The 13,250-nt window shown below is 63.1% G+C and carries 12 protein-coding genes and 4 pseudogenes; 6 read left to right on the top strand and 10 right to left on the bottom strand.

Translation table 11 applies throughout. The features are described from left to right. Positions 1 to 6: 6 nt before the first annotated feature. From ACFOPO_RS08495 to ACFOPO_RS08505, 3 genes and pseudogenes are all read right to left on the bottom strand, one after another. Entirely contained in the window at positions 7 to 1,155 is a 1,149-nt protein-coding gene (locus ACFOPO_RS08495) for a hypothetical protein (protein ID WP_386702762.1), read from the bottom strand. Continuing rightward, the gene (locus ACFOPO_RS08500; protein WP_386702763.1) at positions 1,146 to 2,210 is read right to left on the bottom strand and encodes a hypothetical protein; all 1,065 of its coding nucleotides are present in this window, start codon (positions 2,208 to 2,210) and stop codon (positions 1,146 to 1,148) included. Before ACFOPO_RS08500 ends, ACFOPO_RS08495 begins: the two co-directional genes overlap by 10 nt. A 445-nt stretch (positions 2,211 to 2,655) precedes the next feature. Beyond that, positions 2,656 to 2,802 (bottom strand): annotated as a pseudogene (locus tag ACFOPO_RS08505) (transposase); the annotation flags it as partial. Positions 2,803 to 3,038: 236 nt separating this feature from the next. Between ACFOPO_RS08505 and ACFOPO_RS08510 the strand changes: the two are divergent. Continuing rightward, positions 3,039 to 3,302 (top strand): hypothetical protein, encoded by a 264-nt coding sequence (locus tag ACFOPO_RS08510; RefSeq protein WP_386702764.1) that lies wholly within the window; start codon positions 3,039 to 3,041, stop codon positions 3,300 to 3,302. 352 nt (positions 3,303 to 3,654) lie between these two features. Next, positions 3,655 to 3,858: a carbon storage regulator gene (locus ACFOPO_RS08515; RefSeq protein ID WP_386702765.1), complete on the top strand. Its 204-nt coding sequence runs from the start codon at positions 3,655 to 3,657 to the stop codon at positions 3,856 to 3,858. A 48-nt stretch (positions 3,859 to 3,906) separates the two neighbouring features. On the opposite strand, the pseudogene ACFOPO_RS08520 reads toward ACFOPO_RS08515, so the two are convergent. After that, positions 3,907 to 4,305: pseudogene (locus tag ACFOPO_RS08520) on the bottom strand (hypothetical protein); the annotation flags it as partial. A 182-nt stretch (positions 4,306 to 4,487) separates the two neighbouring features. On the opposite strand from ACFOPO_RS08520, the pseudogene ACFOPO_RS08525 reads away from it, so the two are divergent. Further along, positions 4,488 to 5,021, top strand: a pseudogene (locus tag ACFOPO_RS08525) (alpha/beta hydrolase family protein); the annotation flags it as partial. 132 nt (positions 5,022 to 5,153) lie between these two features. Next, a complete protein-coding gene (locus ACFOPO_RS08530) occupies positions 5,154 to 5,318 on the top strand; it encodes a hypothetical protein (protein WP_386703318.1) in 165 nt (54 codons plus the stop codon). Between the two features lie 48 nt (positions 5,319 to 5,366). Here the strand turns inward: ACFOPO_RS08530 and ACFOPO_RS08535 are convergent, their stop codons facing one another. From ACFOPO_RS08535 to ACFOPO_RS08560, 6 genes are all read right to left on the bottom strand, one after another. After that, entirely contained in the window at positions 5,367 to 6,668 is a 1,302-nt protein-coding gene (locus tag ACFOPO_RS08535) for a sensor histidine kinase (RefSeq protein WP_386702766.1), read from the bottom strand. Continuing rightward, on the bottom strand, positions 6,665 to 7,930 hold the full coding sequence (locus ACFOPO_RS08540; protein ID WP_386702767.1) for an HlyD family secretion protein: 1,266 nt from the start codon (positions 7,928 to 7,930) through the stop codon (positions 6,665 to 6,667). The genes ACFOPO_RS08535 and ACFOPO_RS08540 overlap by 4 nt, the downstream gene beginning before the upstream one ends. A gap of 280 nt (positions 7,931 to 8,210) precedes the next feature. Continuing rightward, positions 8,211 to 10,316 (bottom strand): peptidase domain-containing ABC transporter, encoded by a 2,106-nt coding sequence (locus tag ACFOPO_RS08545; protein WP_386702768.1) that lies wholly within the window; start codon positions 10,314 to 10,316, stop codon positions 8,211 to 8,213. A gap of 291 nt (positions 10,317 to 10,607) precedes the next feature. Next, entirely contained in the window at positions 10,608 to 10,862 is a 255-nt protein-coding gene (locus tag ACFOPO_RS08550; RefSeq protein ID WP_386702769.1) for a hypothetical protein, read from the bottom strand. 587 nt (positions 10,863 to 11,449) lie between these two features. Then, entirely contained in the window at positions 11,450 to 11,662 is a 213-nt protein-coding gene (locus ACFOPO_RS08555; RefSeq protein WP_386702770.1) for a hypothetical protein, read from the bottom strand. An 8-nt stretch (positions 11,663 to 11,670) separates the two neighbouring features. Beyond that, positions 11,671 to 12,024, bottom strand: a complete 354-nt coding sequence (locus ACFOPO_RS08560) for a hypothetical protein (protein ID WP_386702771.1) — start codon at positions 12,022 to 12,024, stop codon at positions 11,671 to 11,673. 365 nt (positions 12,025 to 12,389) lie between these two features. Between ACFOPO_RS08560 and ACFOPO_RS08565 the strand changes: the two are divergent. Together ACFOPO_RS08565 and ACFOPO_RS08570 are read left to right on the top strand one after the other, a co-directional pair. Further along, positions 12,390 to 12,596 (top strand): annotated as a pseudogene (locus ACFOPO_RS08565) (DUF1120 domain-containing protein); the annotation flags it as partial. Between the two features lie 6 nt (positions 12,597 to 12,602). Continuing rightward, positions 12,603 to 12,965: a hypothetical protein gene (locus ACFOPO_RS08570; protein WP_386702772.1), complete on the top strand. Its 363-nt coding sequence runs from the start codon at positions 12,603 to 12,605 to the stop codon at positions 12,963 to 12,965. Positions 12,966 to 13,250: the final 285 nt, after the last annotated feature.

The following is a 13,250-nucleotide window of genomic DNA, read 5'->3' on the forward strand; positions in this document are numbered from 1 at the left end:
GCTGGATCAGCGGACGGCGCGAACGTTGAGTTCGTCGACCATCGTCTGGGCGGCCTTCTCGGACGCCAGGGTGAGGGCGTTGTTGCGAGCAACGGTTTCGGTGTTTCCCAAGCCGGCGAACTGCACCGGACCGACCGAGGACACGGTTTTGGGGAAGCGGCCAGTGACGTCCATGACCTTTCCGGTCACGGTCACGTTGACGCGCACGAGCCCAGTGACCGGGTCGGTGTCACGGATACCGACATCGAGGGTGCCTACTGCGAGCAATGGAATCCTTGCGTTACGCACGCCGGCGGCGGTGGAGCGCAGGACGTCGGCGGACAGGTCATTGCCGGTGCTGAAATCCTTGCGTACCCGCGCCACGCTGAGCTGTCCGCCGCTCTCGCCTTCGGCGAACTCGGCTTCCACGACCTCGTAGCCGGCGTTGCTGAAGATGCCGGTCATGGCTGTGTTGATCTCGGCGGCGTTGGTCACCGTCCAGGCGACCTTGTCCGCTTTCTGCGTGGTGCTGCCGCCGTTCTCGACGACCAAGGACGTCGATTCCTTGCCAGTGCCGTCAACCTGCCTGGAGCCGGTGGTGCCGATGCTCGAGCCGCCGATGCTCTCGCCTTCCTTGGTCCGTTCGACGTAGGAGCCAGCTATCGTGGACGTCTGGCTGGCATCCAACCGGCGGTATTCACGGGCCTGGAAGCTCCGCACGCTGTCCTGCATACGGGCCATGAACAGCAACGTGACGAGCGAGCGCTGCGCCTGGGAAGCCATGGCGGTGGCGGATCCGCCGTCGAGTTCGGCACGCAGCAGCGCGGCGTTGATATCGGCGCGCACCACGATGGTATAGGTCTTGGACTTCTTGTCCGGAGTTTCGCTGAGCACCGTCGACCCCAGGATCAGGCGGTCCAGCTTGGACTCGAATTCGTCGCGGCGGGCCTCGAGCACCTTGACCTTGGCAAGGTTCGTTTCGGCGACGTAGGTCTCCAGTGCCGATAGATTGGCCCGGGTCATCGCAGCCTGGCGCTCGTCTGCGCTGAGGCGTCCGGTGTAAGCGACGGTGGCCATGCCCTTGCTGCTGACTACCTGAGCAAAGGAGGGCGTGGAGAAAAAGAACGTCATGGCGAGCGCGCACAGCGCCCCGCGGAAGAAATACGTCAGCGACATTTCGCGATCAGCTCCTTCAAGGATTTGAGTTGCTTGGTGAAGTCACGGCCGCCGGTCTGCTCGCCCGCCCATGGGGCTGCACCACCGTTGATGGCCTGGGACATGGAGGAGAAACCGGCAATGAGGGTTTCGTAGTACGCGGCATCCGTGTCGACGTCCTCCTGGGTAGACGGAATGTCGATGGTGCTTCCCTGCCGCAGCGGCTGGTCGAAGTAGACCGTCGAGGACAGCGGCTCCTCGACGCGGAGATTGAAGAAGGCGCCATAGAGTTGGCGGCGCACGGCTGGTGTTTCGCTGAGCGTCTTCTGCCGGAAATCGACCACGTCCAGAACCATGCGGTAGTCGGGTTCCGGGATCCTCAGCGTGTAGGCCGTGCCGTCGGCGAAGCGCGCAGCCATCGCGCCGCCGATGGCCTGGCCCTGTGCGTGGGGCAGCATGGGCAGGCGCAGAGTCGAAGCGAGTATTTTCGAGAACTCGTGGCCAATCAGCGCCGAGTCGGCCATGGCCTGCGAAACCTTGCCGCCGACCGCGGGAGCCAGGCGGACATCGACCAGTTGGATACGACGCGATGACGAACCAGGCAGCGCGAGGTTGGCCACCGTATCGGCCACGACCGCGGTCAAGTCGGAAGGACCGGATCCGAACACAATCTGGTTGGCGATCGCCGCCTTCTCGGTTGGTGTCGGCGATGTGGGCAGCGCAGTGATGTGCTGCAACGTCACTGGGTAGCTGAAGAGGACCTGCCTTTCGCGGAAGTCGAAGAACAGCACCTGACCAGCCAGTTCGAACAGGACCTTGTATTTGTCGCCGATGCGCTCGACCGTTGCGGTCTCGCGATCCAAGGCAACTGCCATGACGATGGCACTCGACGAGCCGGCGAGTTCCGCCAACTGCGAGGCATTCACGTCGAAATTCGCCGGCGGCCTGGCAGTCAGTCCATCTCGCAGCTGCCGATTGATCTCCGGCAGGCGATCCTTCATCTCGGTGTCGACGATCGGCAGCGCACGCTTCGCGTGGTCGGCGGCGCCGGTGTACGCGATGCCCGCGAAGGTCACCTTCGACCGCTCCGCCGCAGCACTTGACATTACCGCGCCAAGACACAGACACAAGACGACAACTAGGCGTGGTAAAAGTGCGTCAGTCGAGTCCTTCATCGGTCGCCCTGGTCGGGCTTCAACCGAACTGATGCCGCTCCAGTGTGCCCCGGCGCAATCGGTGATGACCCGCCCCCACCTCGTCGCATTGGAAAGTTCTCACCTGGGTGAAGGGTGAAGGTGGCGACAAGCAACGCAGTGGCAGTCATGAATGCACCGTTCTTCTGATTGTCCCTGTCATGGAATGCGGTAGACCCGCCTGCACCCATCGGACTCTGCAACGCGCGCACGCGCAGCGACCAGCCTTCGCAGCACCGGATTGATCCAAGAAGGGAGTTGACCACGAGGCCGACGAATTCGACTAGAGGAAAAAGCCCGTGATACGCAGTGAATATTCCCCGCCCGCGTCGGCTAGACGCACCTCTTGACCGAACACGTTCGCGGCACCGGCAAACACTGCGCCTTCCATTGCGAGATCTGATTGGGATGGACGCCAGAAACGCTTGGCCAGTTCGGCCAGCGTGTGCTCGCCCTTGATCGCGGCCAAGGCCACTTTCGACTAAACGACATCTTCCCTAGGCCAGCGGCGACAGCGCCCCGGCAAACCAACCGTCCTCGTAGTGATAGTCGACGGTCGTAGCCGAAGCGCCGGGCAGCGCCCTGCCCACCGCGGCAACGAATCTCCAAGCGCACGCAGATGTTTCGTCCATTCACGGGGTCGGGAATGCCTCGCGTAGCGGTTCCGCTTGGTGCAGTCTGATGCAAGGTCGAACTAGGAAGGAATCGCGAATGGCTGCCCATACGCCATCAAACCGCGAGGCAAAGAAGATGGCGACGAACCGTCGAAGCCCCCCCAAGATCGCACCACCACAGTTGTTGCCCGTGCGCCCGTCGATCCCGGAAACGGCCGAGCAGTTCCTGGCCCGCGGCGGAACGGTCGAGCGACTCGGCACCACCGCAAGCTCGCGCGCACGACGCAGCCAGCGCGAACTCAACGACGCGCCCTGGAAGAGGAAGGAAGCGATGGGGAGGAAACGGCAGTCCGAGCGTTAGCGCTTCGTGCTCATCGCCTCTTGTGGCGCGCGCAACGACCGGCGTTCTGGCCCTACATCGGGGGACGAATCCCCTGGAGCGCAAGCCATTTCGTCATTGATTGCGGGACTCAAGCCAATCGACAGCGGCTACTTGGCGTGCGCAAATAGCCCGCCGGTTGACCACCCCTGCCTCATGCATTCCCCGATGCAGAAACCCGAGCCCGGGTGGTCACGCAGCGTGCAATTCGCCCGACATTTTTTTCGCGAGGAGCGTCACGCCAATCACCTCCGTCGCGGTGTCAGCAGCATGTGTGAAGGCATGACGCTGGTTCCGCTTCGCTTTGCCACCCTTCGATGAAAGGAGGTCCATCATGCTCGTCTTTAGCCGGCGCGTAGGTGAAACGCTGTTGATCGATGGCAACATTCGGGTGCAAGTGCTCGAGGTGAGTGGAATGCAAACCCAGTTCGGCGTCACGGCGCAGCATGACATCCCGGTGCGTCGTGAAGAGGTCGATCCCCGCGCACGTTCGAGGCCGCCTGCGTCGCCTTCGCTCAAGCCATCTCGCTCCGACTAGATCTGGTGGCAGCGGCCAAACCACCTCACCCGGGAACCCGGCCTGATCTGGCACTTGCCGCAACGCCTGCCGATTCGCCCGCCAGCTCTTCCGTTGTCGGCGGCGACGTTTCCATCGCCCGAGGCTGATCGTACTCGTCAGCAGCGATAGCTTGCCCTCGTCCCTGCGGGGCCAGCAGCTGTGCTTGCTTCTCTTCCGTGATGTCCACCACGTCGGGCGGCATGCGCGGATGCAGGTCGCTGTGGTAGAACCCGCTCGTCCAGGCACTGAAGAACACGGCCATATCAGAACCCACCGCCAGCGAGTAGAACCTTCAAAGCAGTTGTTGCTGCCACCCGGGTGCTGGACACAGGTGCCGAACGCCGATGGCGCCAACGAGCGCAACTGGATGTAGCAGTCCACCGCCTGCGGATCGATTGGCGCGCCGTTCCAGCCGATGGTCGCCACGGAAAACGCGGTATTTTGGAAACGATTGGGTGAATCAGCCCGAAAATTCCGCGCCCTGCAATGCCGCGACGATGGCGGCCTGCGCGAACTCGGTCGCGGCGATGCTTGCGTCGTTGTTATTGGCCGGTGGCGTCGGCGCCTGCGGATTGCCCCCCCAACAGATGGCGGCGATTCGCCCGGTCCAATTGACCGCCCGGGATGGCCTGCCGCTGCACGGCCACCTGACCGTGCCTAAGGGAGCGAACGGCAAGTCACTGCCGATGAGGGTGATGCCGCACGGCGGCCCATTCTGGGTGTGCGATGACTGGAGTTTCGGAAGCGAGGTTCAGATGCTGGCGCAGCCCGGCTACGCAGCGCTGCAATAAACTTCCGTGGCTCCGATTGCTACGGCCGGACCTTCACCCGGGCCGGCATACGCCAGTGGGGTGGAACGGTGCAGGACAACCTGACCGACGCCACGCGCTGGGTGATCCAGCAGGGTGTCGCCGATGGCCAGCGCATCTGCATCTACGGGGCCAGCTACGGCGGCTACGCCGCGCTGATGGGCGCGGCCAAGGAGCCGAACCTGTATCGGTGCGCGGTGGGCTACATCGGTGTCTACGACCTGCCGACCATGCACACCCAAGGCGATGTGCAGCAGCGTGTATCGGGCGAGACTTATCTGCGCGAGTGGTTGGGTCCCAGCGCAACTGGCCGCGGCATCGCCGAATCGCCTGCGTGTCGGCATTTCGCCCGCATCGCCAGACGTTTCACCTTCGATCACCGGATACATCGTCTGGATGTGTGCCGTTCACCTTGCTCCACTCGATACGGGCGCTTCGCCCACAACTAGAACGATGGAGCAAGACATGCAGAAGTCTTCCAATGACACTGAGATGAACACCATCCGTGAGCTGAACCCCGCCGAGGTCAACGCCGTTGCCGGTGGCGCGACCAATCCTTTCTCGAGCCCAGGTGGCAACGCAACCATCGGCATTCGCGACAACTGGCATTGCTACTTCCGCCCCGTCTGAGAAATCGCAAGGCGCACTGGAAGCAGGCGCGGGAAACCGCGCCTTCTTCTATGGTGCGAACGCGATAGACAGGACGTGCTCTCGCCCTTGATGCTCGCCGAACATCTTCCAGCGATAGAGGTCACACAACCGCTTGGCTACCGACAATCCCGCGTCGCTTGCGCGCGTGCTCAATTCAGTCGAAGCGCTTTGCTGCCGAACGATGAGGTAGGCCTGATACTCAACGTTCAAGGTCGATGGCGAGATCCGGACTGTTATGCCGCCCATGCCTGCATGCTTTACGGCGTGCCCAATCAGGTTCTCAACTGCCACGGTCACGACGGAGACGGGGCCCTGCGCTTCCAGGCTCCCTGAGGACTCGTCGCAAAACACTACCGGCAGCCCCGCCGATGCACTGAAACTGGCGACCGCTTGGCGAGCAACTGCCACAACATCTGAGACGCCACCCACTCGCTCGCGGCGAGACAATATCAACATTGCTTCTACTAGGTTTGCGCAGCAACGCTCCGCGATCTGGATGCGGGTCAGCTCACGTGACGCGCTGGCGCTGTGCATGTCGATGGAGCCGATCAGTTCAGCACCGCCTCGGATTACCGCCAGAGGCGTTCGCAACTCGTGGCTTACGTCAGCGTTGAACTCCTTGTCCCGCTGCACTGCCACGGTGAGGCGGTCGGAAAAATCGTCCAGCGCGCTCGCAAGTCGGCCGACTTCATCTGCCACGAAGACTTTCGCCAGATTGCTAGGCGCGGTACCAGGGCTTGCGAGTCCCACGAGCCTTGCTAGCTTGGTTACAGGTCGCATGACTCGCGAAGCCGCCCATAGACCGACTAGCAATGAAATGCCCGTAAAACCAAGAACCGCCAGCAACAGAGCTCGATTGAACCTCGCTGCAGCTTCGGCAACCAGAGTCCGGTCGTACGCCAGCAAAAGACGCCCCCTAGGGCTACTCCGGACCGCCAGCTTGTAGCTCGCGACCGTGCCATCGGGAAGCGTCACCGTACGATCATGCATGCCGTCAACCAGACCGTACGACTCAGGCTCGTCGAGCTTGAAACGCTCCATATCTACGGCCCGAATCAGCCGCCCGCGCATCGGTGAGAACGGGATGCTTGGCGTGCCACCGCCTTGCAGCGAGTGCTGCCGCGCAAGCTCCTCAATGTTTCGGTTCAATACATCCGAAATCATGTCGGCCTCGATGTCGCGCTTGATCAGCACGAGGGCCGCGCCCAGAAGCGACGTGAGGGCGAGGCCAAACAGAGTGAACGAAATGACAAGCCGCACCCGCAGCCAGTTTCTGAACCGCCCCTGCCGCCGAAAGACCGCCCATCGCCTTGCGAACGAGGTCCTCATCTCGTGCCCACGGTGCCTCTCAAAGAGTAGAGCGGCTCTAGCAGCCACTCATAAAGCCGGCGGCGCTCACCGACGATATCGGCTTCTAGTGCCATTCCTGGGCGCAATGCTTCGGGCCTGCCGTAGGCGGTCACGGTCTCGCGGTCCAGCGCGACCAACACGCGGTAATAGGGTTCGCTCGTTTGCCCGCTGCCCGCGAGCGCCGCCGACTCGCCGGGATTGATGGCGCTTCGTGAGACGCGCAGGACTCGCCCCATGTGATGCCCGAACTTCTGGTACGGAAACGCTTGGTAGCGCAGTAATACGGTATTGCCCGGCTCAACGAATCCGATCGCGCGACTAGGCACCAGCAGTTGCGCCTGCAGGTCCGAGCCCTGCGGCAACAGACTCAGCAGTGGCTGCCCCGTCTGTACGGCCTGGCCGGGCTCAATCAGCCGACTGGCAACAAGACCGGACACAGGGGCTTTGATCAGCAGTTCGCCGCTGGCCTCCTGTTGCACGCGCTCCTGGCTCAGAAGGGCGAGGTCGCGGCGGGTAGTGGCCTGCTGCGCCGCCCGTTGCGCCGGCAGTTCGCGTAGGGTCTGTTCCATCTGCACCAGGCCGCGACGGATCGCGGTCGCCTGCCGTTCCAGTGCCTGCTGCTCGTTGACGAGACCGAGCATGGCCTGTTCCTGCTGATCCACCTGCACCTGACTGACGTACTTCTCTCCGGCGATGCGGCGGTACCGTTCCACGGTGTCGCGGCCCAGTCGGACTTGCTCGCGGCGCGTGGCGATTGCTTGCTCGACCTGATCCAGTTCGCGACGGGCCACTGTCAACTCACGGGTCGTCCCTGAAATCTGCGCATCGAGCTGGGCGACTTGGGACGCACCGAGCTGTTGCATGCTGGCGTCGCGGGTGGCCATGCCGTCGCGGATCACCACGAGCGCGTCTTGGCCGGATGTGGTGGAACGCGGGACGTCAATCCGGGCCAATGCCGCGCCGGCCCACACCTGATCGCCCTCCTCTTGGAACAACCGTCCGACCACACCGCTATTCGGGGCTACGACTGTGGACAGCCCAAGGCTGGGCACGAGCTGTCCAGGGACCCGTGACCGCCGGCTGTATTCGCCCAGAATCAGGAAACCGACGATGATCGACGCAGCCAGCACCGCGAACCCGGCCAGCAGCCACAGACGCAGCGGTTGCGCGAGCGAGATGCGGCCGAGGTGACTGCTGCGCTTGGCTTCCAGCACCTCGCGGCGGAACAGATCACTGCTCATCGTCGAAATGCCACGCGGATTTCGGTCACGGCAGCCATGACCAGCCCGACGGAGGCGAAGACCACCGCCACCGGCAAGGGCTGACCCAAGGCGGCATCGCCAACCCAGGCGCCGACACCTAGCCCGATGAGGGCGAGCTGCAGGCGTCGACGTCCCGACCGACCTCGGCGGCTGGCACGTGTGCGGGCTACCTTATCCGCTTTCATCTTGTCCAACTGGACCAGCGCTGCGCGCAATTCGGCGTGGGGTACGCGATCAGCAAGGTGTTTGTCCAAATGTGTCACGCGGTGGCCTCCGCGACAGCCATCAACGGGGCATGGGGACGCACTTCCTGCACGATTCGGCCGCCGTGCATCAGCAGCACCCGGTCCGCGCTGGCAATGGTCTCGGGACGGTGCGCGATGATGACCTTGGTCACCTTTAGGTCGCGCACAGCCGCGTTGACCAATCGCTCACGTTCCACATTGAGGTGGCTCGTCGCTTCGTCCAGGAACAGCAGGCGCGGCCTGCGGTAGAGCGCGCGGGCCAAAATTACCCGCTGCTTCTGCCCACCCGACAGCGTGGTGCCCGTGTCGCCGATCAGGCTGTGGTAGCCCATCGGCATCGCCAGGATCTCGTCGTGGACGGACGCAAGCCGGGCGGACTCCTCAACACGCGGCAGGTCGTAGCTGTCGTCACCAAAGGCGATGTTCTCAGCCACGCTGCCGGCGAACAGCTGATCGTCCTGCATGACGGCGCCGACTAACCGGCTGTATTGCCGATGGCCCAATCGGCCCAACTCCCAGCCGTCCAAGGAAATCGTTCCCCGCGTGGGCGTCAGCAAGCCCAACATCAGCTTGACCAGGGTAGTCTTCCCGCAGCCGGAGACGCCGACGATGGCAACGGACTCGCCATCTTCCACCGTGAAGCTGCAGTCCTTCAGCACCCACGGCTCGCCGTCTGAATAGCGAAAACCTAGGCCGTTCACTTCCAATCGCGCGCTCATCAACGCCCCTGTCGATTTAGGTTGACTGTCGTTGCGCTCCGGCGCTGCCAACACGATATCTGCGAGCCGCTCGCCATGCAGCTTGAGCATCCGGAACTCGATCCACTTGTCGATCAAACCGCTGATCCGACCGGCGAACTGATCCTTGTAGGCCAGATAGGCAACCAACATGCCGACTGAGAACACGTTCTGTAGCGCGAGAACTGCTCCGATCCAGACGACGGCGATACGCTCGATCCCAAAGATCAACTGGCTGGCGGAACTGAACCCGAGGTTGAGCTTCGCGAGCCCCACCTCCTTGTTGACGGTGTCGTGCATTAGGCTGAAGTAGGTCGAACGCCGTGCCGGCTCGCAGCCGGCGACTTTCACTGACTGGATGCCGCGGATGGATTCGAGCAGGTGGCTCTGCTGTTTGGCGGCAGTGACCAACTGCTGCTCAGTGCCATCGCGCACCGGGCGATAGGCCAGCCAGCGCAGACCCAGATACAGGGCCACCGCCAGCAACGTGACCAGCGCGAGCTCCCAGCTATAGAGCAGCAGCATGGCGAGCGTCACCACTGCCATGAGGCCGTCGATTAGCGCTTCGACGAAGCTGGTGGTCAGCGTTCGCTGGATTGCCTGCACCGCACCCATGCGCGACGTGATGTCGCCCAGGTGACGTTTCTCGAAGAAATCCAGCGGCAGCTTGAGTAGATGGGTGAAGACGTTGCCCATCCACTGCAGGCCGAGGCGAGTGGAGAGGTACACCACAGCCCAACCGCGCAGCAGGCTAATGGAGACCTGAAGCAGCAGTGCCAAGCTGAATCCTAGCCCAAGCACTGTTAGCAGGTCGCGGTCGGCCGATATCAGAACCTGATCCACAACCCATTGCATGAAGAATGGCGCAAGCAGCACGAAGACCTGCAGCGCCATCGACAGCAGCAGGACCAGCGCCAGTGAGCGCCAAAGGCCGGTGATGCGCCCCGTAAGCTGGCGGACGGAGATGGACGGAACCGCCTGCTGCGGCTTGAACTCGGCAGTCGGCGTCAGCTCTAGCGCGACGCCGGTGAAATGTTCAGATGCCTCGGCTAGGCCGAGAGCTCGCCTACCGACGGCGGGGTCGTGAATCGTAACCTTGTCGCGACCGGCCTTGGTCAGGACGACATAGTGGTTTAGATCCCAGTGAAGGATGCAGGGCGTAGCAAGCTTGGAGAGATCGTCTAGGTCGAGCCGCAGGGGGCGGCACTGAAAGCCCAGCTCGCCACCAATGGCAATCAGCCGTTGGAGGCCCGCACCCTTCAGTGACAGTGGATAGCGGCGGCGCAACTCGCGCAGACCGACCCGATTCCCGTGGTGCGAAGCGACCATCGCGACGCAGGCGAGGCCACATTCGGATGACTCAGACTGTAGAACAAAGTCCATACACACTTGTTCCAATGGGGAAGTCGCCAACAACGAGCGGGCACCCCGTCCGTCCATTCAATAGTCATTCCAACCGTCTAGGTCTGTCGCGCACCCACTGCACGATCCAAGCCGTCAGGAAAGCGACCACAGCGAGTGCACAGATGAACCATTCCTCTGGAACCAACACTCTGAGTGGGAAAGACGCAGTCAGGATAGTTATGCCCACAATGACGCTATGAATTAGCCGATTCATCACTGACCCTTGAAAATGGGGGTAAGGGGCCGGCAAGTTGCCGGCCCCTCGTTCCGTCAATTGAGGTTGTAGAGCACTTCGATGAAGTATCGCGCGCCCCCTGGACCACCGCCGCCAAGGCTACCGCCACTGCCGGCGCCCCAGTTGTTGACGATCGCTGCACCACCGATGCAGCCAGCCGCGCCACCCCAACCGCCACCGAAGGAACTGCCAATGGCTCCGCCAACCGCGCACCCCCAGGTCTCACCGGAAACGCCAAGCGGTCCGCATCCAGCGATGCTGCCAGTTTCTTGCAGGGTCAACTCACGCATCTGTTCAACTCCATGTAGGTAAGTGTGTTCGTCCCCAGAACGCGGGCCGACTTGAGCCTCCCCCGGAAGTGAGTCGCATCCAATAAGATGAATCTCATTTCGATAGTGGAATTGTCTTTTGTGATTTATTGACGGCTGGAGTGCCCCCCGCACTTCAAGACACCATGTCGCCCTTCGTTTGATGACGCTGCGGCACGTCTGAACTCCCAGGGGCGACCGGTAGCGCAGCGAAAGGCGCCCCCCCCCTAGGGGGACGTCTACTCTGTAAGCACCTCCGACCGTCGGCATCCCCCGTATCGGAAAGCCCAGAAGGGACCCATTGGGGTGTGGGGTACACCTTGAGCGTCAAGTCGGGCGTGGCACCTGCCCCCGGCCTTGCACTGCCAGCACCAGGGGCAGGCCTTCACCACATCCGGGCAATTCACACAAAGCCAAACAGGCCCGCACGCATCGCAGCGGCACGCCCCGGCGCATGCTCCCCGTGCGATCTAGCGCACGCAGTTTGGCCCGCAGGGTGGCATCGGGCGCCAGCGCAGGCGGCCACGTCGGCATCGTCCAGGCGGCGGACAAGCTCGGTAGGCAGCGCCTCATCGGCGGCAACGGGCCAGCAATCGGGCGCGTAGGTCCGGGACCGATTCGGCTCGCACGTCGCCGCCGGCCAGCTGGGCAAGCAATTCGTCCCTGTGTTCGGCGAGCCGTTGATGCAGTTCGGGGGTGAGCCGACCCACCGGGGCGGATAGGCGCAGCCTGCCATCCGACACCGTGGCGACAATGCCCGCCTCGGTCAGTTCGGACAGCATGACGGGCTTCATGGCTCCACCGTTTCCCAGTCGGTGGCGGTCTCATTTGCTCCAGCTGATCCTCCAGTCGCGCCATTCGCGCCGCATAAATTGTTTGGCGCCACCGGCGCGACTGTGTTGGCAGTGGCGCAACTAGCGAGCCGCCATTGCGCCGGTAGACCGGACCCGGCGCGCCGGGATTCCACCCCAGCGCGCCGCATCGCGCGCTGCACCGTCCGCCAGGCGAAGCCCGATTCGTCCGCCTGGCGCTTCACGTCCTTGACGGACATGGCACCGGATTCCAGCGTGTCCCGCAGCCAGTCGGCCGCGCCGCGCTGTTCGTGGCGCTCCTCGTCGTCGCGTCGCTCGACCTCCACGAGCACGTCGCGCGCATTGCCCTCTATCGCCGATGGCGACCAGTACGCGTGCGTCTAGCGAGTCCAAACAACAGTCTTTGCCGCTGGGAAGATTTCGCCATCAGGTCGAGAAGGATCGCATCGCCCCCCCCTCCTCCCGCAGCACAAAATATTGGCGCGTTTTTCGGCGATGACATCAACACAAGGGGGGGTTAGTAGCGCAGCCGCCGCTGAGTTCCTATGCCGGGAATCCCCGCCGAATGACGCACGGAGCGGTCGCCGAGTGCGCTGCTCCTTCCCTCTAATGCTCTTAAGGAAGATGTTCTACTGTTCTCGCAGGCGCTATCGCCCTCGCTTTCGCACCCGCCGCCTTTGCGGCATCGCCGGCTGACCTGACCGTCAGCGGCACGATCACTCCCGGCGCCTGCACCCCGAGCTTTGACGGCGGCGGCACTCTCGACCTTGGTCAGGTTTCGGCCACCAATCTGTCGGCAACGAGCACTACCGTGCTCCCGAACCAGTCAGTTACGTTGAGCGTCCATTGCTCCACGGCCACCTCGTTCGCAATCCGAGCACAAGACAATCGGGCAGGTACGGCGGCCAACGTGGACACCGTAAACAACTTTGGCCTAGGCACAGCAGCCGGCGGCGAGAAGATTGGCTATTATTCGGTGAGCGTCGCCGCCGGCGCGATCGCCGATTCGGCCCCGGCAGATCACGGCATGACTTCGACCGATGGTAGTGCCACTTGGAACCAGTACGGTACTGGCAGTTTTGGCGGCCCGAGCGCTAATGGCGTCCGAATCATCGGCCTCGCCAAGACGGCTGGTGAGACGGTTCCGAGCGCCATTCAGGATGCAGCGCTGACTCTGGTTGTGTCGCCGAGAATTGCTCCCCAGAACCAGCTGCCGACCTCTGACGACATCACCGTCGACGGCAGCGCAACGTTCGAAGTCATCTACCTGTAAGCGCTATCCGGTGGCGGCCTGAGCCGCCATCGCCCCATGAGGCAAGGGAGGTGCCCCGACGATCGCGAGGTCGCCGGGGCATTTTTTGGGCTGGAAGTTGACGACCCTAATCGCGCGCCCTCCTGCGGCTCCAGACCACGAAGGGACCTCCAGGCCATTCCTGCATTCGATGGCCTCGCACGCAATGGGGCGGCTTAAGGGATCGGCTCAGTCGTGTTGCGGTTCGCCCGGCCGCATGTGCGAGCAGCGATGCAACATCCTCGCTCCCTGCGCGGCGCCCTCGCG

This window comes from Lysobacter sp. GCM10012299 (assembly GCF_042649405.1).
Taxonomy (GTDB): Bacteria; Pseudomonadota; Gammaproteobacteria; order Xanthomonadales; family Xanthomonadaceae; genus Lysobacter_J.

Excerpts from the sequence above, each read along its gene's own strand:
- ACFOPO_RS08495 (WP_386702762.1), bottom strand. The coding sequence starts at position 1,155 with ATGTCGCTGACGTATTTCTTCCGCGGGGCGCTGTGCGCGCTCGCCATG.
- ACFOPO_RS08510 (WP_386702764.1), top strand. The coding sequence starts at position 3,039 with ATGGCTGCCCATACGCCATCAAACCGCGAGGCAAAGAAGATGGCGACG.
- ACFOPO_RS08515 (WP_386702765.1), top strand. The coding sequence starts at position 3,655 with ATGCTCGTCTTTAGCCGGCGCGTAGGTGAAACGCTGTTGATCGATGGC.
- ACFOPO_RS08530 (WP_386703318.1), top strand. The coding sequence starts at position 5,154 with ATGCAGAAGTCTTCCAATGACACTGAGATGAACACCATCCGTGAGCTG.
- ACFOPO_RS08535 (WP_386702766.1), bottom strand. The coding sequence starts at position 6,668 with ATGAGGACCTCGTTCGCAAGGCGATGGGCGGTCTTTCGGCGGCAGGGG.
- ACFOPO_RS08540 (WP_386702767.1), bottom strand. The coding sequence starts at position 7,930 with ATGAGCAGTGATCTGTTCCGCCGCGAGGTGCTGGAAGCCAAGCGCAGC.
- ACFOPO_RS08545 (WP_386702768.1), bottom strand. The coding sequence starts at position 10,316 with ATGGACTTTGTTCTACAGTCTGAGTCATCCGAATGTGGCCTCGCCTGC.
- ACFOPO_RS08550 (WP_386702769.1), bottom strand. The coding sequence starts at position 10,862 with ATGCGTGAGTTGACCCTGCAAGAAACTGGCAGCATCGCTGGATGCGGA.
- ACFOPO_RS08555 (WP_386702770.1), bottom strand. The coding sequence starts at position 11,662 with ATGCTGTCCGAACTGACCGAGGCGGGCATTGTCGCCACGGTGTCGGAT.